This window comes from Sinosporangium siamense (assembly GCF_016863435.1).
Classification (GTDB): Bacteria; Actinomycetota; Actinomycetes; order Streptosporangiales; family Streptosporangiaceae; genus Sinosporangium; species Sinosporangium siamense.
On the sequence record NZ_BOOW01000019.1, the window covers coordinates 35,668 to 54,489 of the forward strand.

Annotated in this window: 16 protein-coding genes; 13 read left to right on the forward strand and 3 right to left on the reverse strand. The window is 65.0% G+C overall.

Going from position 1 to position 18,822, the window contains the following annotated elements:
* Nucleotides 1–59 precede the first annotated feature (59 nt).
* From Ssi02_RS15290 to Ssi02_RS15315, 6 genes are all read left to right on the forward strand, one after another.
* Nucleotides 60–1,598 carry a penicillin-binding transpeptidase domain-containing protein gene (locus Ssi02_RS15290; protein ID WP_204026036.1) on the forward strand — a complete coding sequence of 513 codons (1,539 nt, stop codon included), beginning with the start codon at nt 60–62 and terminating at the stop codon, nt 1,596–1,598.
* A 71-nt stretch (nt 1,599–1,669) separates the two neighbouring features.
* The gene (gene trhA / locus Ssi02_RS15295) at nt 1,670–2,320 is read left to right on the forward strand and encodes a PAQR family membrane homeostasis protein TrhA (protein ID WP_204026038.1); all 651 of its coding nucleotides are present in this window, start codon (nt 1,670–1,672) and stop codon (nt 2,318–2,320) included.
* A 10-nt stretch (nt 2,321–2,330) separates the two neighbouring features.
* Nucleotides 2,331–2,708: a PPOX class F420-dependent oxidoreductase gene (locus Ssi02_RS15300; RefSeq protein ID WP_204026041.1), complete on the forward strand. Its 378-nt coding sequence runs from the start codon at nt 2,331–2,333 to the stop codon at nt 2,706–2,708.
* Nucleotides 2,709–2,796: 88 nt separating this feature from the next.
* Nucleotides 2,797–3,381: an HdeD family acid-resistance protein gene (locus Ssi02_RS15305; RefSeq protein ID WP_204026043.1), complete on the forward strand. Its 585-nt coding sequence runs from the start codon at nt 2,797–2,799 to the stop codon at nt 3,379–3,381.
* Between the two features lie 123 nt (nt 3,382–3,504).
* The gene (gene lat, locus Ssi02_RS15310) at nt 3,505–4,812 is read left to right on the forward strand and encodes an L-lysine 6-transaminase (RefSeq protein WP_204026045.1); all 1,308 of its coding nucleotides are present in this window, start codon (nt 3,505–3,507) and stop codon (nt 4,810–4,812) included.
* Nucleotides 4,813–5,553: 741 nt separating this feature from the next.
* Nucleotides 5,554–6,678, forward strand: coding sequence for a helix-turn-helix domain-containing protein (locus tag Ssi02_RS15315; RefSeq protein WP_204026047.1), 1,125 nt, complete (start codon nt 5,554–5,556; stop codon nt 6,676–6,678).
* 152 nt (nt 6,679–6,830) lie between these two features.
* On the opposite strand, the gene Ssi02_RS15320 is transcribed toward Ssi02_RS15315, so the two are convergent.
* Nucleotides 6,831–7,376, reverse strand: coding sequence for a MarR family winged helix-turn-helix transcriptional regulator (locus Ssi02_RS15320; RefSeq protein ID WP_204026049.1), 546 nt, complete (start codon nt 7,374–7,376; stop codon nt 6,831–6,833).
* A gap of 114 nt (nt 7,377–7,490) precedes the next feature.
* Here Ssi02_RS15320 and Ssi02_RS15325 point away from each other — a divergent pair, with 114 nt between their 5' ends.
* The gene (locus tag Ssi02_RS15325) at nt 7,491–8,453 is read left to right on the forward strand and encodes an ATP-binding cassette domain-containing protein (RefSeq protein WP_204026051.1); all 963 of its coding nucleotides are present in this window, start codon (nt 7,491–7,493) and stop codon (nt 8,451–8,453) included.
* A gap of 27 nt (nt 8,454–8,480) precedes the next feature.
* Entirely contained in the window at nt 8,481–9,284 is an 804-nt protein-coding gene (locus Ssi02_RS15330) for an ABC transporter permease (protein ID WP_204026053.1), read from the forward strand.
* A gap of 249 nt (nt 9,285–9,533) precedes the next feature.
* Here the strand turns inward: Ssi02_RS15330 and Ssi02_RS15335 are convergent, their stop codons facing one another.
* The gene (locus tag Ssi02_RS15335; RefSeq protein WP_204026055.1) at nt 9,534–9,806 is read right to left on the reverse strand and encodes a helix-turn-helix domain-containing protein; all 273 of its coding nucleotides are present in this window, start codon (nt 9,804–9,806) and stop codon (nt 9,534–9,536) included.
* An 899-nt stretch (nt 9,807–10,705) separates the two neighbouring features.
* Here Ssi02_RS15335 and Ssi02_RS15340 point away from each other — a divergent pair.
* From Ssi02_RS15340 to Ssi02_RS15360, 5 genes are read left to right on the forward strand one after another with little or no spacing between them, the layout of a single operon-like run.
* Nucleotides 10,706–11,539, forward strand: coding sequence for an SDR family NAD(P)-dependent oxidoreductase (locus Ssi02_RS15340; protein WP_204026057.1), 834 nt, complete (start codon nt 10,706–10,708; stop codon nt 11,537–11,539).
* A 37-nt stretch (nt 11,540–11,576) separates the two neighbouring features.
* The gene (locus Ssi02_RS15345) at nt 11,577–13,214 is read left to right on the forward strand and encodes an amidohydrolase (RefSeq protein ID WP_204026059.1); all 1,638 of its coding nucleotides are present in this window, start codon (nt 11,577–11,579) and stop codon (nt 13,212–13,214) included.
* 13 nt (nt 13,215–13,227) lie between these two features.
* Entirely contained in the window at nt 13,228–14,412 is a 1,185-nt protein-coding gene (locus Ssi02_RS15350; RefSeq protein WP_204026061.1) for an MFS transporter, read from the forward strand.
* Nucleotides 14,409–15,413, forward strand: coding sequence for an alpha/beta hydrolase (locus Ssi02_RS15355; RefSeq protein WP_204026063.1), 1,005 nt, complete (start codon nt 14,409–14,411; stop codon nt 15,411–15,413). Before Ssi02_RS15350 ends, Ssi02_RS15355 begins: the two co-directional genes overlap by 4 nt.
* Entirely contained in the window at nt 15,413–17,044 is a 1,632-nt protein-coding gene (locus tag Ssi02_RS15360; protein ID WP_239128931.1) for a flavin-containing monooxygenase, read from the forward strand. The genes Ssi02_RS15355 and Ssi02_RS15360 overlap by 1 nt, the downstream gene beginning before the upstream one ends.
* Nucleotides 17,045–17,148: 104 nt before the next feature.
* Here Ssi02_RS15360 and pdxR read toward each other — a convergent pair whose 3' ends face one another.
* Complete coding sequence (gene pdxR / locus Ssi02_RS15365) at nt 17,149–18,549, reverse strand: MocR-like pyridoxine biosynthesis transcription factor PdxR (protein ID WP_204026067.1); 1,401 nt, start codon at nt 18,547–18,549, stop codon at nt 17,149–17,151.
* Nucleotides 18,550–18,822: the final 273 nt, after the last annotated feature.

Sequence of the window (18,822 nt, forward strand, 5' to 3'; positions counted from 1 at the left end):
CCAATCGAGTGGTTCGTTCTGGTATACCCCAGGAGGAATCATCCTCTGGGGGAAACCGTATGCGCAGACGAGGGTTTTACGTGCTCCTCGTGACGGTGCTCGTCATGATCGGCGCGGGCGCGGTGGCGCTGATCAGCACCTTCACACAGGTGCACGGCAGCCCTGAGGAGACCGCGAGAGCCTACCTCCTGGCCTGGGAGTCCAGTGATTTCGCGAAAATGCAGCGTTTAGTGGTTGACCCCCCCAAAGACTTTCTCGACCGGCACACCGCCTTCGGCGCGAAAATGGCGGTTACGGAGCTGACCCTAATGCCGGGCACGCTCAAACGCCTCGGTGAGGAGAACGCCGAGCTCCCCTTTGAGGGGGAACGCCTCTTACGTGACATCGGCTCGTGGATGTTCTCGTCCACGCTCCAGCTCGTCGTCGCGGACAGGACGTGGAAGGTGCGATGGGGGCCGGAGGTCCTCCACCCCGCGCTCAAGAACGGCGGCAGGGTCACCCTCACCCCGGTCGACGCCCCGGGCGTCGAGGTCGTCACCAGGACGGGCGATCCGCTGCCCACCGACAGCGCGGCCGACTTCTACACCCACATGCTGGCGGACATGCAGGACGCCGAGACCAAGCGGGGATGGGTGATCGACGCGGTCGGCGCCGACGGGCGGACCACGAGGCTCGCGGAGTTCAAGGCGCCGGCCGCGGACAAGGTGAAGACCACGCTCGACCGCCGGGTCCAGGCCGCCGCGGCGCGGGCGCTGGACGGGATGGACAAACCCGCGGCGATCGTGGCGGTCAACCTCAAGAAGGGTGAGGTCCTCGCCATCGCCGACCGGCTCGGCGAACAGCGCAACGTGGTCGCCTCGAAGTTCGCCCCCGGCTCGACCTTCAAGGTCGTGACGACCTTCGCCCTGCTGTCGGCGGGCCTGAGCCCAGACACGCAGGTCGCCTGCCCGGGGAGCTATACCATCCCGCAGCACCGGTCCTTCCGCAACGACGGCGAGGTCGATCGGGGGACGATCAGCCTGCGCTCCGCCTTCGCGCACTCGTGCAACACCACCATGGTCGAGCAGATCACCAAGCTGCCTATGGAGTCGCTCCGGGAGGCCGCCGGGCGGCTGGGCTTCGGGCGTTCCGTGACCCTCGGCGGGGTCGGCGGCGAATGCGGGCAGATCCGGCCGCCCACGGATCTCAACTGGCTGGGGGAGGACGCGATCGGGCAGGGCTCGGTCACGGCCACGCCGCTGTGCATGGCCCTCGTCGCCGCCGCTGTGGGCGACGGCACGTGGCGTGCGCCGACCCTGCTGCTGGACACGCCCTCGCCGGCCCAGGGCGACGAGCCTACGGTGCGGCTGCCCGAGGGGCCGGTCGAGGCGCTCAGGTCGATGATGCGGGCCGTCGTGAGCGAGGGGACGGCGGCCTCGGCGGGCCTTCCCCCGGGCACGGCGGGCAAGACCGGCACGGCGGAGACGGGGCAGGGCATGCCCAACGCCTGGTTTATCGGATATCGGGATGAGCTGGCCTTCGCCGTACTCGTCCTGGGCGGGGGATCGGGCGGGCAGTCGGCAGCCCCGCTGGCCGCGAGGTTCCTTTCGGGTATCTGAGGTGACTTGTGTAACGAGGGTCACAACCTACGCCTCCGTAACTTACGCTACCGTAAGTTTGGGAGGTTTCGATGACCACGCTCGGGCTCTACAAACCCCGACTACGAGGATGGTTGCACGCCGGCACCCTGCCTGCGGCGCTTGTCGCCGGCTTTGTCCTGGTCGCCCTCGGGCCGACGCTGCAATCGCGCATCGCGGCGGCGATCTACGCGGTGACCTCCGGCCTGCTCTTCGGGGTGTCGGCCACTTATCACCGGGGCACACTCTCACCCCGGCTCGCGGAGGCGTTCCGCCGCGTCGACCACGCCAACATCTACCTGATCATCGCGGGCACCTACACGCCTTTCGCCCTGCTCGCGCTCGACGGTGTGGCGCGTCTCACCCTGCTGATAGTCATTTGGACGGGAGCCATCGCAGGGGTGTTCTTCCGGGTGGTGTGGATCGGCGCCCCCCGATGGTTGTACACCGCGCTTTACATCGCCCTCGGCTGGACCGCGATCTTCGTCGTCCCCCAGCTCCTCGACGGAGCCGGCATCGCCGCCGTCGTACTGGTGATCATCGGCGGCATCCTCTACAGCGCGGGCGGCGTGATCTACGGTTTGCGCAGGCCGGACCCCTCGCCGCTCTGGTTCGGCTACCACGAGGTGTTCCACTCCTTCACCGTCGCGGCCTACGTGATCCAATACATCGCCGTGTCGCTTGTGGTGTATTCCGCCGCGTAGTCTGCCTTCCATGGCGATCGTCGACGTGCTCGGCGCCGAGCAATATGTGTCCGTCACGACCTACCGTCGTGACGGCCGCGCCGTGCCCACCCCGCTGTGGGTCGCGTTCGACGACGGCGCGCTGGTCGCCTGGACCATCCAAGGGTCCGGCAAGGTCAAGCGCATCCGCAACAACCCGAGGGTGCTGATCGCGCCCTGCGATGTGCGCGGCAAGGTGCTCGGGGAGAGCGTGCCCGGCACCGCCGAGGTGCTGCCCGCGTCGGAGACCGAGCGAGTGCGCAGGTTGATCGTCAAAAAGTACGGCATGGCGGCGCGTGTCCTGGTGCTCAGCAGCCGGCTGCGGCGCGGCCGCAACGGCACGGTGGCACTGCGGATCTTGCTCGACTGAGCCTCGCGGTTCTCGCTGATATTTGACCTGCGCTTGGTGTGCCGCCTTCCTTTCCCCGGAAACGAATCCGGTCAGGGGAGGTGACGGCATGCGTCGCCATTTTGCGAGTTCGTGGTGGGCCATCCTGGTCCGGGGCATAGCCGCGATCGTCTTCGGGGTACTGGCGCTCATTTGGCCCGCCATCACGATTCTGACGCTGGTGTTCCTGTTCGGCGTGTTCGTGCTGGTGAACGGGGTGTTCGCGATATTGGGCGCGATCCGTGGGGTTTCGGGGGACTCGCGTGCCTGGCTCGCCCTGTCGGGCGTGGTGGGCGTCCTGGTCGGCATCGCCGTGCTCGTCTGGCCGGGGATCACCACAGTGGTGCTGCTGTTCCTGATCGCCCTGTGGGCCATCGTCACCGGAGTGCTGGAGATCATCAGTGCCATCCGGCTGCGGGAGGCCATCCAGCAGGTGCCGCTGCTGATCCTCGCCGGGATCGTCTCGATCGTCTTCGGAATTCTGATGTTCGTGTGGCCGGCCACGGGGGCGCTTGCGCTGGTCTGGCTGATCGGCATCTTCGCCATCGTCTGGGGCGTCATCCTGGTGGTGCTCTCATCCCGGGTGAAGAAGCTCCGCACTCCTCCGGCCGCCCCTCCGCGAGGTTCCCCCGATCCCTACGAGGGTCCCATGTGAGCTGGACCGTAGGGGTTCGGGAGAAGATTCACAGAATGGGTGTCGATGACGGAAAGTTTCCACATAAGTACCGGAAATTCGGGGGATATCTAACGTGTGTGTCCGACTCAACGTGGAGGGGACATGGACGTGCACGACCGTCTCGCCCGCCATCTGCTCGTCGATGGTTATCGGCTGGTGCTCGACCTCGAACGCAGCCGGGGCTCCTGGCTCGTCGACGAGCCCACCGGTCGCCGCTATCTGGACTTCTACACCTTCTTCGCCTCCGCCCCCCTGGGCGTGAACCCCTTCGACGACGACCCCGAGTTCCTCGCCCTCCTGGGCCGGGTCGCCGCCAACAAGCCCGCGAACTCCGATCTTTACAGCAGCCATCTAGCCGATTTCGCCGATACGTTCGCCCGGGTGCTGGGCGACCCCGAGCTTCCCCACCTGTTCTTTGTCGAGGGCGGGGCGCTCGCCGTGGAGAACGCGCTGAAGGCCGCCTTCGACTGGAAAGTTCGCCACAACGAGGCCCACGGCCGATCACCCGAACTAGGCACCAAGGTGCTCCACCTGACCAGGGCCTTCCACGGGAGAAGCGGCTACACCCTGTCGCTCACCAACACCGAGCCGGTTAAGACCGCGGGATTCCCGAAGTTCGACTGGCCCCGTATCGACGTGCCCGCCATCCACCTCGGCGACGTCGAGACCGCCGAGGACCGTGCCCTCGAACAGGCGAGAGCCGCCTTCGAACGCCACCCGCACGACATCGCCTGCTTCATCGCCGAGCCCATCCAGGGTGAAGGCGGCGACAACCACATGCGCCCCGAGTTCCTCCAGGCGATGCAGCGACTATGCCACGAACACGACGCTCTCTTCATCGTGGACGAGGTGCAGACCGGCGTCGGCATCACCGGCACCCCCTGGGCCTACCAGCAGCTCGGCCTCCAGCCGGACCTGGTGGCCTTCGCCAAGAAGACCCAGGTCGGCGGGGTCATGGCAGGCCGCAGGATCAACGAGATCGAGGACAACGTGTTCCGGGTGAGCGGACGCATCAACTCCACCTGGGGCGGCGGGCTCGTCGACATGGTCCGGTCGCGGCGCATGCTGGAGATCATCGAGCGTGATGCCCTGATCCCCCGGGCGGGTCTCCTCGGCGAGGTGCTGCTCGCCGGGCTGGCCGAGCTCGAGGCCGACGCCCCAGACCTCGTCTCCTCCGTCCGCGGTCGCGGCCTGATGTGCGCCTTCGACCTGCCCGACACCGCGACCCGGGACGAGATGCTCACGGTGCTCCGCGAGCGCGAAGGTGTGCTCGTGCTGCCCTGCGGCCCCCGGTCGGTACGGCTCAGGCCCGCGCTCAGCGTCACTCAGGAAGAGCTGGCCCAGGGACTCGCCGCCTTCGCCCGTGCGATACCGGCGCTGCGCCCCAGCACACTTTCGGTCTCGGTATGACCGTGGTAATTCGGGGTGATCGTGCCCGCTTGCGACCGGGGGAGTGGCCAAAGCAGTAGAGGCTAGCCGACCCGGTGTGACCGCGGGAGGCGGCGAGGGCGGGGCGGCGGCCGGCCGCGCCGCACTCAAGCACGCTTCAGTTCGGACAAACAACGTCCACTAGCTGGGGAGAGGGCTTCCCGCGGCAACAGGAAGCCCTCTCGGACACTCTCCAGCATTCGTCCGGACCACCAGACTGCGCATGGACGGCGGCCTCATGACCGCGCTTCCCTCAAGCGAAGCGTGTCCGGCGGTTGTCCGGTACGAAGGTACGGCCGGACGCCGGGCATATGCCCCGGGGGAGCGCTGTGACCTGTAGTGATCGCGGGGGTACGCGCGGCCGGTTTGATGATCGACTCGGACGTTCCGGACGGTTTGCGCAGAATAATCGCCTGCATGTGGTGAGGTGCCTGGTACAGGTGAAACGTCGCCATTGTTGGGATCATGGAGACTTCCTCCTGAAGCGTCCCCGGTAGGGCCAAGATTGGTCTTGAGCGTCTGATCGTGATCCCTGAGGCGGCAACCCGGGGGAGGCCACGGCAGGCGTGGGCCGGACCAAAGGACCTTGTTGACCCTCCACTAAGGACGAGGCATGGACAATCACGGGCTTGACCTATCTCATGTCGGGCGCTGGAGCGTTCTCGCCTCGCGGCCCTGCCGCTGAGATTCGTTGATCCCCAGCAAACTCACCGGTGACGACGAGTGCCACGACGTGAATCCCCCATCACCGGAAACGGGCCGCTGGCGAAGTTCGCCGAGGCCCTCCGGGAACTCCGCAGGACTGCGGGCAACCCCACTTACGACCAGCTCGCCAAAGAGGGCTTCTTCTCGAAGTCGGTGCTCTCCCAGGCCGCGGCGGGCCATCGGCTGCCGACGCTGGCCGTCACCCACGCCTATGTGCTCGCCTGTGGTGGCGACCGGGCCGAATGGCAGCAGCGCTGGGAGGACACGCGCAGATCGCTGGCCGAGATCAAAGAGGTGGAGCCACCTCGCCGGGGCGCCGCCGTACCCCGCCCGCCCGCGCCCGATCTGGCGCGAACGGTCAGCCCCGCGGCCTTCGTCGAGCATCTGCGGCAACTCCGCAACCAGTCCGGGCTCTCGCTCCGCCAGCTGGTCGAACGATCGGGGGGCAAACTAGTCAGAAGCACCCTTAGCGACGCTCTGAATCGCAATACGCTGCCCCGGTGGCCGGTCGTAGAGGAGATCGTCAAGGCGTGCGGGGCGGCCGATCAGCTTCCCTCCTGGCAGAAGACCTGGAACAAGATCCACTCTTCCCGGCGCAACGCCGTGTCCGCCCTGCGCGGCTCCCGGTCGTCCTCCTCCCGGTCACGGCAGGCCGGGCCGCCGCCGCTGCCCATGCGCCGCCCGCTGGTCGACGGCGAAGGAGTCGCGGTTGACGTCTCCGTGCTGAAGTCCGCCCTCAAGACGGCGCTCAAGCACATCGAGCGGCTCAACGAGGAGCTTGAGCGCCGCGATGAGATGATCAGGCATCTCCAGATCTGGTCGAGCCTCGACCGCGGGGGCGTTCTCCACGGCAAGGTCGCCGAGCCGCCGTGGCGCTTCATCGGCCACGTCACCCCCGACCACCTCAGCGGCAGCCCGGTGACGGTGCCCGAGGAGTATGCGACCCAGCTCGGCATGCGGCCTCGCACCCTCAGGCCGCTCACGGGGCCGGAGTATCACATGGTGATGCTCATTTGGGGCGATCGACAGCCGATGTTCGAGTCGCTTCAGCCGGTTTTGCGGCATATGAACGCTCGTGCTGGAGACCCGCTGTTCGTTGTGGTGGATGGATATCGGCTGAAGGCGCGCATCACCCCTCCCTAGGGAACCTCTGACGCGCCGGACGGCGTCCCTGATGACAAGCCGAAACGGTCGGGAGACTCGGCTCAGGGGGGCGCCGGTCGGCGGGTGAGCGCGGTCTGCGGACCTCGCCTGCGTCCGCTCCAGCCGCCTCTGTGGTTGGGGCGGACGCCGCCTCAGAGCCCGGCCGAGGTGGCGCGGTCGGCGAAGCGGACCAGGAGGGCGGCGAAGGTCTCGCGATCCTCCGCCGGCCAGTCGGCGGTGAGGGCGGCGAAGACGTCGCCCTGCCAGGTACGGGCGTGAGCGAGGAGGTCGTGGCCGCTCTCGGTCAGGGCCAGATCGGCGTTACGGGCGTCGCGCTCCATGGTGCGGCGCTCGATGAGCCCCGCGGCCACGGTGTCCGCGACCATGCGGCTGGCGACGGAGGGGTCGACGCCGAGGGCGTCGGCGATGGAGCGCACATTGGGCCGTCCCGGGGTCGTGCCCACGATGTCGACGACCACGACGCGTGACACGTGCTTGGTCTCGGTCTCCGCGCCGGCGGCCCGCTGGGGCCAGCGCCGGGCCCAGTAGCGGATCATCCTGAACAGCGCGGGCCCCGCCTGCGCCAGCGCGGCGTCATGGCCCTTCGAGTCGACCTGGCCTTCCCGGCTCGCGTGGCCGGCCCGGTCGCCGGCGGGATCGGACGGTGCGCCGGTCGCCTGCCGATGGCTCTGCTCCATCCCCGAAGGATGACACCCTCCCACATGACGTGCAAATTGCACACAACTCATTGACGCGTGCAAGTTGCATCCATATCGTGTGCAAAACGCATGGACTTCTGGAAGGTGGAGCGTATGGCCGATCCGATGATCGAAGCTGTGGCGGTGACCAAGGTGTACGGCGAGGTCACCGCCCTTGACGGCGTCACCGTACGCGTCTCCGAGGGCACCGTCGCGGGGCTGCTCGGGCACAACGGGGCAGGCAAGACCACGCTCGTCAACGTCTTGACCACCATGGTGCCGCCGAGCGGTGGCACCGCCCGGGTCGCCGGCCTCGACGTGGTGGCCGACGCGCACAAGGTACGTGGTCGCATCGGCCTGACCGGGCAGTTCGCCTCCGTCGACGACCAGCTGACGGGTCTCGACAACCTGGTGACCGTCGCCCGGTTGCTGGGGGCGGGGCGGCGCGCGGCTCACGTGAGGGCGGGTGAGCTGATCGACCTGTTCGGGCTCGGGGAGGCGGCGACCCGCCCCGCCCGCACCTACTCGGGCGGCATGCGCCGCCGTCTCGACCTCGCGACGAGCCTGGTCGGGCAGCCGGACGTGCTCTTCCTCGATGAGCCGACCACCGGGCTCGACCCCGTCGCCCGGCTCGGGGTATGGGAGATCGTCGAGGCGCTAGTGCACGACGGCACCACCGTCCTGCTCACCACGCAATATCTAGAGGAGGCCGATCGGCTGGCCGGCTCGATCGCCGTGCTGTCCGCCGGGCGTGTCGTCGCCTCCGGCACCCCCGCCGAGTTGAAGGCGGGCGTCGGTCGGCGCTCGGTGCACATCACGCTCGCCGACGCGCCCGAGGCGGTGGCGGCGCTGGAGCGAGCGGGGCTGGCCGCCGCCTACGACGAGAAGAATGGGGGGATAAGTGCTCAATTGCCCGATTCTCGGCAGTTGGCACTCGTGGTGCGCGCACTGGAGGAATTCGACATCGGTGAGTTGACGCTGACCGAGCCCACCCTGGACGACGTTTATCTGGCCCTGTCGCGAAACACCCCGTCGCGAAACACCTTGTCCCGAAACGCCGGGTCCCGAAACCGCTAGTGCGGAAACCCCGAGGAGAAATATCCGATGACCACACTCGCCCCCCGCAACTGGCGCGGCAGCGGATTCGCCACCCAGGTGCTCGTGCTGACGGAACGCTCACTGCGGGCGACGACACGAAATCCCAAGCTCATGGTGGCCGCGCTGGTGCAGCCGCTCGTCATGGTGGTGCTGTTCACCCAGGTGTTCAGCAGCATGGCCGACACACGGAACTTCCCCGCCGGTGTGGGATATGTCGACTTCCTGATGCCCGCGTTCATGGCGGTCTCGGGCTTGTCGGCGGCCTCCGAGGCGGGCGTCGGCCTCACCACCGAGATGCGCAACGGTGTCCTGGCGAGGTTCCGCTCCATGCCGATCAGCCGGGTCTCCGTGTTGTTCGCCCGCAGCCTCTCCGACCTGATCAAGAACGCGGTGCAGCTCGCCCTGCTGCTCGCCTTCTCCGCCCTGGTGTTCGGCTTCCGGGCGCCCGGGGGAGTGCCGGGCCTGCTCGGTGCCTTCCTGCTGGCGTTGCTCGTGAGCTGGGCGATGATCTGGGTCTTCCTCGCCCTAGGCGCCTGGCTGGGCAACGCCGAGACCATGCAGGCGGTGGGGTTCCTGGCGTTGTTCCCCCTGATGTTCTTCTCCAGCATGTTCGTGCCGGTGGCGAACCTGCCGACGTGGCTTCAGGTGATTGCCCACGCCAACCCGCTGACCTATGCGATCGACGCCACCCGCGACCTCGCCCTGGGGGCCCCGGCCGGAGGGATCGTGCTCACCTCGGTCGCCGCCTGCGCCGTGCTCGCCCTCGCCGGCGCGACCGCCGCCACGGCGAGGTTCAGGCGCCCGCTATAGGGCAGCGCTCCTGGTCGCGCGAGGTCAGGCCGCGCCTGATCAGGCACCGCTCTCGCTCGGCGAGGCCCGTGCCTTCGCGCCGCGGCACGAGACCCGCGTCCGTCCAACCGGGCGACGCCGTCCGAGCGGTCCGTACGGCACCGCCCGCGGCACGCCTCGCGCACACGCAGACGAGAGCGGGGTCCGGGCGGCCGTCGCGGCTCCGAGTCGCCGCGACAGGGGGCCGGCCCGTTGCCCTTGGGCCGGATTTCAGGCCCCGTGGCTCTGGATCTGCTGTTCTCGAGGCGAGAGCGTCGACCATAAGCCGATCGCGGTCACCCGGGAGTCCACGCCGAGCTTGGAGTAGATGCGGTTCACGTGATTCTTGACAGTCTTCTCGCTGAGGAAGAGGCGCTGGGCGATCTCGCCGTTCGAGTGCCCGATCGCGATCAGATCCATTACCTCTGTCTCGCGTTTACTTAGGCCGCTTGCGATACGGACGTCGGTTTGTCCGCCTTCGAATGCGGGGTCGTCGACTCTCATCCGGCCTCCGTGGCACGAACACGGGTCAGTTTTACCGTGGCCCCCCATCCATCGGTCGTTGTGGTTGACAGCGAGCATAACTCGCAATATCCAGTTTTGGGGGAAAGTCAGCCAATCAACGGACGCAGAGTGGCGAACATGTACGAAGTCCCTGGTAGATCGCCACTACTCGGCGACCGGAACTCCGACGTGATCACCACACTCTCCCGGGGCCCTTTGGCGCTGCCGGCATGCGACGGTGGACGCGCCGACCGCGGTTCGGCGCCGATCGATCAGCCGATTGGGCCCATGCGGGTCAAGGGATGAGCGATGGGAGTGTGCTTCGCCGTACGGGAAGGCACGGCGAATGCAGGATCGCGGAAGGCGTACTTCCTCGGGCGGATCGCCGGACCGCATGGGTGCCGGTCGAGCGCGCCGGGACGGGGCCGCGCACAAGCGGGTCGCGCGTGGACGCGCCGGCCGGGAACCGGAAGCCGCCATACGGGGCGGGTCGGCGAGAGCGGGGGCGATCTTGTGGAGTGGCCTTACCGGGCTCTGGAGGCTTCCCGGGGGCCACTCCGCCGCGTCCGGGACTCCGGGCCGAGGAACCGGCTGACGAAGCGACGCATGGCCCCTGGCGCGAAGCCGGTTCACGGCGTAGGTGCGGGGAACGGGAGCCCCGCGCGATGAGTCGTACCAACGGCGGCGGCGAGGTCGGAATATTCGGGGATGAGGCATCTCGGCGCTCGCGCGATCTGCCGATTAGCTGAAGATCAAAACGGAGTTTCCGCGATGGCCAGGGTTCGCCGGAAGACGCGGCAGGCAACTGGACTGGCCAAGTGGCTTTAGAGCGGACCGGTTGAGCGAGTGGTGCCCGACCTAGCGTGAGGAATCCATTACCACATCGGTAGGGAGCGAGCGTGGGTGCAGCACAAGCGAGCGCCAAACAGGCGGATACGACGGTGATCCAATCGGACGATCAACGTCGCGGCAATCAGGGTGTAGCGATCGTGACCGGAGGAGCGGGCGGGATCGGACAGTCGATTGCACGGCGGTTGATGGCCGAGGGATTCGATGTGGTCGTCGGAGACCTGTCGGCGGGTGACGGCGATGAGAAGCATCCTTCAAGCGAGCGCGGGGCGCCGCCTGTGCGTGCCCTTGACGTAACCTCCGTCGAGTCGGTGAACACGTTCTTTGACCGAGTTTCGGCGGAGCACGGCACAGTGGACGTCTTGGTCAATGCGGCCGGCGTAATTGCTGTCCAGCGGATCGAACAGATAAAGCTCGCCGACTGGACGCGGATTCTTGGCGTGAACCTGACGGGAACCTTCCTCTGTACCCAGAGAATGCTGGGAGGACTGCCGCAAGGACAGAGCGGGCGGATTGTCAACATCTCCAGTCAGTCCGGCAAGATGGGCTCCGCCAATGTCTCGCACTATTGTGCGGCCAAGTTTGGCGTTGTCGGGTTTACGCAGGCCATTGCGATGGAAGTTGCGGCGCGTGGTGTGACGGTCAACGCCGTCTGCCCCACCATGGTGGAGACCGACATGATGGCGGATGTTCTGGCAGGGCACCAAGCACTCGGCGCACCGGCTCCAGAAGTTCAAGTCACGCAGCTCAAGGCAATGATCCCGGTCGGCCGGTTGGCTCAACCTGCTGATGTTGCATCCGTTGTCTCATTCCTCTGCAGCAGAGAAGCCGACTTCATCACAGGGCAGGCGATCAACGTCACGGGCGGGGCGTGGATGAGTTGAACGCGCAAAGATCACCCGATAGATCGCGGAGCGGGCTATGAAAAAGCCGGATCTGGTCATCCTTAACGGAACGATCGAGACTCTTGTCCCCGGGATTGGGCAGGTAGAGGCCCTTGCCATCCGAGACGGAAGGGTGGTCGGTCACGGCCGGCAGGCGGCTGCAGCTGCTGACAGATCCAATGTACTTGACCTAGGCGGATCCTTCGCCATGCCCGGTCTGATCGATATTCACAATCATCACGGGCTGGCTGGATTTTCCGAACTCTTCGAGATCACCTTGCCCCGCGGCTCATCCCTGAACCAGATCCTTGCCCTGATTGCCGACCGTGCATCGACCGCTGGGCCGGATGATTGGATCGTGGGTGGATGCTGGGAGAGCAACCTCATGCCTTCACTCGACTCCACCGCCTCGCTTCGCCTTCTTGATGAAGCAAGCCGTGGTAGGCCGGTGCTCCTGCGCGACGACACTCTGCATAATCGCTGGGCAAATTCCCGTGCGATGCGGTTGGCGGGGATCGATCAATATTCGAGGGACCCTGTCGGCGGGGTAGTCAGACGAAATGACACAGGGGATCCTAACGGCGTTTTGCTAGAGTCGGCGGGCCTGCTTGTGGAACGTTCCATGACGCGGTTGCGGACACAGGCGAACGATGCCAACAAGCAGGCATCGAGGCATGCCATCCAAACCCTCAACTCCTTCGGGATCACGGCCTTTCAGGATGCTGCGACATCGCTCGCTCAGATGCAGGCTCTGAAGGAACTCGATGACGCGGGTGAGCTGGACGCATGGGTCGTCTCCAGCATGCTCTGCAATGACTTCATTTTCGGCCACGAGCCACTCGGTGAGGGGATTATCCGGGAACGTCACGCAACGGCGAGCGAACACCACCGCCCTACTTTCATCAAGCTGTTCCTTGATGGTGTTCCAGCTTCACGAACGGCTGCATTCCTGGAGCCCTACCTGCCGGACAGGGTGCACGGTTCCTGCTTCTGCGGCCAGACGACGATGGATGGGCCGGAACTAGAGGCATGGCTCCTCTCTACGGCCGGTCGAGGAATCTCAGCCAAGGTTCACTGCACGGGGGACGCGACGGTCAGGATGTTTCTCGACGCAGTCGAGAAGGTTCGTGGTGCCGGGCACCACGATGTGATCTATCACCTGGCGCATGGGCAACTGATCGATCACGAAGACATTCCGCGACTCGCGGAGTTGCGTGTTGTAGCCGACGCCTCACCTCCGCTCTGGTATCCCACGGCCATTTCTGAGGCAACCAACGAAGTCCTTCCTAACAATCGGGCGATGTTCATGGCTCCCAACCGGACCATTCTGGATAGCGGCGCGGTGCTGACCGGCGGGTCGGATTGGCCGGTCTGCGATGAGCCGAACGTCTGGAACGCAGTCTACGGATTGATCACTAGACGCGATCCAAAGAAGCTCATAGATGGGGAATTGTGGGCAGAACAGGCGATTACGCGCGCAGAAGCGGTGGCGGCGTACACGACGGCCAGCGCGGATGCCATGGGCCTAGGTGATCTGATCGGGCGTCTCGGGACCGACTACTCAGCCGATTTCATCGTGATGTCGGACGATCCTTTCATGATCGATGTGGAGAAACTGCCTCAGGTCGAAATTATGCAGACCTGGTTCAACGGACGCCTGGTTTTCGAACGTTAAACAAGGAGCTCTTATGTACACGTCATCTCAACGGCTGGGGTCGGGTATATACGCCACAGTCGGGTCCTATGCAGCGATCATCTATTCAGTCCTCTTAATCTTCCCGGCTATCACCGGTCAACTAATCGACAAGTACGGCATTAACGCCGAATCGCTCGGCCTGCTCGCTTCGGTCGAGATGGGTGGGCTCAGCCTCGCGACGGTGCCGGCCTACCTCTGGCTGACCAAAGTCGATCCCAGGCGCATCGTCGTGGCGCTAAGTCTCGTCATGATTCTCGGGAATGTCTACTCGGCCTTTGCCCCGTCCTTCAGCCACCTCTGTGTCGCCCGCGTCGTCACCGGAGCGGCTGCCGGCTCGATCGCGGTGGTGCTGCTAGCACTTTCCCGTCGCGCTCCAGACAGCGGAAAGTCCCTTGGAGTGTTCGTCACCGCGCAGTTGGTGATGGCAGCAGCCATGCTTGCGGTCTATCCGTACGTCTTTGGAAAGCTCGGTCTCACCGGGTTATACCTGGCTTTGGCGGGTCTCACGGCTCTGGCCATGCTCACCACCCGTGCGATCTGCCGCAATCGACTGACGCCGATAAAGACAGGCCAATCGGAAACTGCAGGCCGGCGGGCACCGAGGCACCGAGTGGTTGCCGGCCTGGCGGCGATCACGCTCTTCTATGTTTGCCTAGGAGGTGTGTGGGCGTTTGTGGGGGTCGTTGCCGAGGAGGGAGGAATCTCTGCGACAAATTCTAGCACCATCCTAGCTGTCGCAACTGCGGCAGGCATTGCTTCTGCGGCCTTGGCAACGGCCATCGGTGAAACGCGACGCAGAACCCTGTACATGACCCTTGGGTTGGTATTCATGGTCGTATCAGTCGTGGCATTCGTGGGAACACCCGAAACCTGGCGATACAGTCTGGCTGCCGTGTTGTTCAAGTTTGCTTGGACGTTCACACTCCCATTCATGCTGGCCGGCCTGGCGGCTCTGCCGGGGGGCGACAACGTGATGAATACCACGAACCTCATGCTGGGCATCGGTTCGACCGCGGGTCCGTATCTCGCTGGGTTCTGGATCAGCCGTATGGGGGGCATGGATTCGATGCTTCTCGCAGCAGCAGTCGGCTTGATAGTCACGATCGGGTGCGCTCTGGTGCTGGAGTCGCGATCGCGCCAGAGCTCGTTGCCCGTCGCTCAAGAGGAGGCGGCATGAGGATCGATCCGGAGCTCGACGCCCTGGCTGATGGTCTGCCCACGTTCGATTTCAGCGATGTCCGGACGGCAAGGGAAACCTTCGCAGGGTTGGTGACGGAAGCAGAGCCCTCGGCCACCATGATGGTCCGAGACGACATTGCAAAGGCAGGTCGAAATAGTGAGGTCCCGGTACGTCTCTACTACGGGGCTAAGAGAGATGGACCTCATCCATGTCTGATCTATCTCCACGGCGGTGGGTTCGTACTCGGCGGCCTCGACTCTGAGGACGCTGCGGCACGGGAGATCGCCCAAGATGTGGGGTGTGTCGTCGTGAGTGTCGACTACAGGCTGGCGCCGGAACACCCCTTCCCCGCGGCACTGGACGACCTCAGGACCGTCCTGGATTGGGTGGTGGAGCGCAGAGAAGATCTCAAGATCGATCCGAGCAGGATCGCCGTCGGCGGGGAGAGCGCGGGGGCGTGCCTCGCTGCCGCCGCCACTCTCCGAGCACGAGATGAGGGCGGGCCGGCGATCTGCTTCCAGTATCTGGGGATTCCACCGCTTGATGACCGGCTGCAGAGCGGTTCGATGACAACGTTGGCGTTCGCTCCCGGGTGGACTCGAACCAACGCGACTTGGAGTTGGCGCCATTATCTCGGCGGTCATTCTCCGGACGATTCGGGGTATGCGGTCCCGGCTCGTGCGAGATCGCTGAGGAATCTACCTCCAGCATACGTGGCTATCTGTGAGATCGATCCTCTGCGCGATGAGGGCCTTGAGTACGCGCGTCGTCTCCTGGCATCCGGTGTGTCGACAGAGCTGGTTGTCTATCCAGGAACCTTCCACGGATCGTCGTTGATCGCGCCGAGCGCCTGGGTGTCTCGCCGGATGCATCGAACCAAAGTGGAGGCCCTGCGGCGTGGCATGGGAGTCGATCCAGATATCGCGGACGATGAACGAAATGTCGGCGAGGGAGTCTATGACAGCTCCGGGATCAGTGGAGAGGGGGCGAGCGCGTGATGGTGGATGAGCGGCACGATGTCGTTGTCATCGGTGCGGGATTCGCCGGACTGTACGCCACGCACATGCTTAGGCAGAAAGGGTTCACCAGCGTCACTCTGGAGCGTGGGTCTGATGTCGGCGGGACGTGGTACTGGAACCGGTATCCGGGGGCTAGATGCGATATCGAAAGCCTGTTCTACACCTACTCGTGGTGCGAAGAGCTTAATGAGGAGTGGAACTGGAGCGAACGTTATCCAGCCCAAGCCGAGCTTCTCTCGTACGCCCGTGCAGTTGCCGACAGGTACGGGCTCTGGGACAACATTCGCCTGGATACCGAGGTCGTTTCCGCTGTCTATCAACCGGACAAGGCCGAGTGGGTGACGAGAACATCCTCTGGAAGCGTCATCCGAAGTAAGTATCTGGTGGCCGCCACGGGATGTTTGTCAGCCGCGCGTCCGGTCGAATGGCCAGGAATGCAGCACTTTGACGGCAAGGTGGTGCGGACGAGCGACTGGCCGGAAGACGGCGTGGATGTATCCGGCATGAATGTGGCTGTGGTCGGTACAGGGTCCTCTGGAATTCAGGTGATCCCTGAGCTGGCACGTTCGGCGTCGCGCTTAACGGTCCTCCAAAGAACTCCGAACTTTTCTATGCCCGCCCGGAATCGGCCTTTGCTGCCTGCCGAAGTAGCGGCGTTCCGTGTGGAATCGGCCAGAATTCGCGAGTCGGCTAAGCATCACCCGTCGGGTTATGACACGAACGTGACGGGGCTGAATCTGGTCGACCAGCGCCCCGAGGATGTCCAGAAGGAGCTGACGCGTCGATGGGAATCCGGCGGCTCAGCCCTGGTGTGGGCCTACGCCGATGTACTGGTCGACAAGCGTGCGAATGAGATCGCCGCCAAGTTCATTCGAGACAAGATCCGCGCAATAGTAGACGATCCCGCTGTCGCCGACAGGTTGACGCCTTGGGACCATGCTCTCGGAACGAAGAGGCCCTGCGTCGACACCAACTACTATCAGACCTTCAATCGCCCTAATGTAGAGGTGGTGGATCTTCGTCAAGAGCCGATCTCGGGGTTCGGTGCTCGGTCGGTCGAGCTTGCCGGTCGTTCGATCGATCTCGACGTGCTGGTCCTTGCGACTGGATTCCAGGCGTTCACTGGTTCATTGGACCGAATGCAGATAGTCGGTGCCGACCGTATCTCGCTCAGAGAAAAGTGGGAGGACGGGCCGAAGACGTTTCTTGGCGTAGCGGTCTCCGGATTCCCGAACTTCTTCATGATCACCGGCCCTGGCAGTCCATCCGTCTTCAGCAACATGATGGTCTCGATCGAACAACATGTCGAGTGGATTGTCGACATGATTGAATCGCTGCGCGACGAGGGGGCGTCCGCGGTCATGGTGAGCGAGGAGGAGGAGGCCAAGTGGGTGGCGCACGTGGACGCCGTGGCCTCTCAGACCCTGTTCGCGCAGCATGACTCGTGGTATGTGCGATATGGACGATCGGGAAATCGAGTATTCATGCCGTATCTAGGCGGAGTGGGAGAGTTCCGTCGGCTGTCCGATGAGGTCGCCGGCCGGGGCTACAAGGAGTTCATCCGCCTGAGGGCACCGGAATCGATTTCTGATCTGTCGGTCAGGAGCTAAGCGATGCCGGTTCCGGCGCCGTCGTAGCCGCTGTCGGCGAGGAGGGCAGGCCGCAGGCAGCCGCGGCCTGCAGCGCGCCCAAGTGGTCGCGGCCCAGTTGAATATCACATGCAGGTGCTGAGAATTCTGATTCCTTCCTGGATGGCCGGCATCGTTGCGCGCGCATATCCGAGGACCAAACCACGTTGACGGCTGACACCCATGTCGTACCGTTCGAGGCCGAAGACCTTGACCCCATGTCGTGCTGCGACCGCGGTGATCCGTCGCTCGTCGCTTCCGGCCGGCAGCCGTGCAAGCAGGTGAAGGCCGGCGGCGATACCCACGACCTGAAGGTGGGGAAGGTGGGTGGACAGTGCATCGAGCATGCATGCGCGCTTTGCCCTGTAGAGACGCCGGGACCGGTTGAGGTGGCGCTCGAGTTGTCCATTACCGGCGAGATCGGCAAAGGTGAGCTGAATGAGGGCTGATACTCCGAGATCGTGGCCTTCCCGCGCGGCTGCGACAAGCGGGCTCCACTGAGGCGGGGCAACCAGCCAACCCAAGCGCAGGCTGGGCGCCAGCAGCTTGGTGGTGGAGCCGACGAAGGCGACTCGGTCTGGCGCCATGCTCTGAAGGCAGCCCAGCGGTCGCTTGTCATACCTGAACTCGGAGTCGTAACTGTCCTCAATGATCAGACCGTCCACGGCGACCGACCATTGGAGTAGGGCGTTTCGGCGTTCGGGAGACATCACCACGCCGGTGGGGAACTGGTGTGCGGGCGTGACAAGGGCCAGGCGAACGTGAGGGCTCTGTTCCAGCAAATCGACACGAAGTCCATGCTGGTCGACCGGGATCGGGACGAGCTTCAAGCCGGCAGCTTCGGAAAATGCGCGGAGCGGTGGCCAACCGGGCTCCTCGACGGCGATGTGGGTATGCCCGTGGCGGGCGGCCGCGCGGCAGATCAAGCCGATCGCATGGGAGGCGCCGGCCGTCGCGTGGATCTGCTGAGCTTGGGCCACGACTCCGCGTCCGCGGCCCAGAACCTCGCTCATCGTGGACTTGAAGTGCGGATGACCGGAGGGGTCCACATAGTTCAGTGAGTCCCACTCCATGCTGGCGAGCACGTGCTGTGTCGAGCGCAACCATGCGCTGGCGGGGAATGCGGAGAGATCGGGTTGGCCCGGCGTAAGGTCGATCCGGTATCGAAGAGTAGAGGCTGGAGGCTCGATGGCCTGGGGCCGGCTCTGGCCGGGAAGGTCGTAGACCCGCGTCGCGCCGCCGGGCGTCGCGGTGAGAAAGCCCTCGGCAACGAGCTGTTCATAGACCTGTACCACGACCCAGCGAGAGCAGCCGAGTTGGTTCGCCAACGCGCGTGAGGACGGCACCGGCGCTCCAGGGCGAAGCCGTCGACTCCGGATGGCGTCTTGGAGCGATCCAGCCAAGCGCCCAGTGAGCGTCCGCTCGGGGCGCCGAGGTAAGTCGGGGAGAGCGAGGTCGGCGGCATAACTGGACTGGTTTGCCAACATGGAACTGGACCTTACTGCGAACCAGTGCTGCTTTCTAGAGTTCCTTACATGGCTTCACGGCAGCAGGCGCAGATTCTCATTCGGGCAACCATCCGGACATCGAACCCTGCCCAGCCTGGGGCGACAGCGATGTTGTGCAACGACGGACGCACTGCCATGGTCAAGGAGTGGGCCGACGTAAGCCAGGCGTTCGGGCCATTCGGCATCGGTCAACTCCCTCGGTTTGCTGCTCGCCGGACTGCACGCCGACAGTCCAGACGTCGACGATGGTCA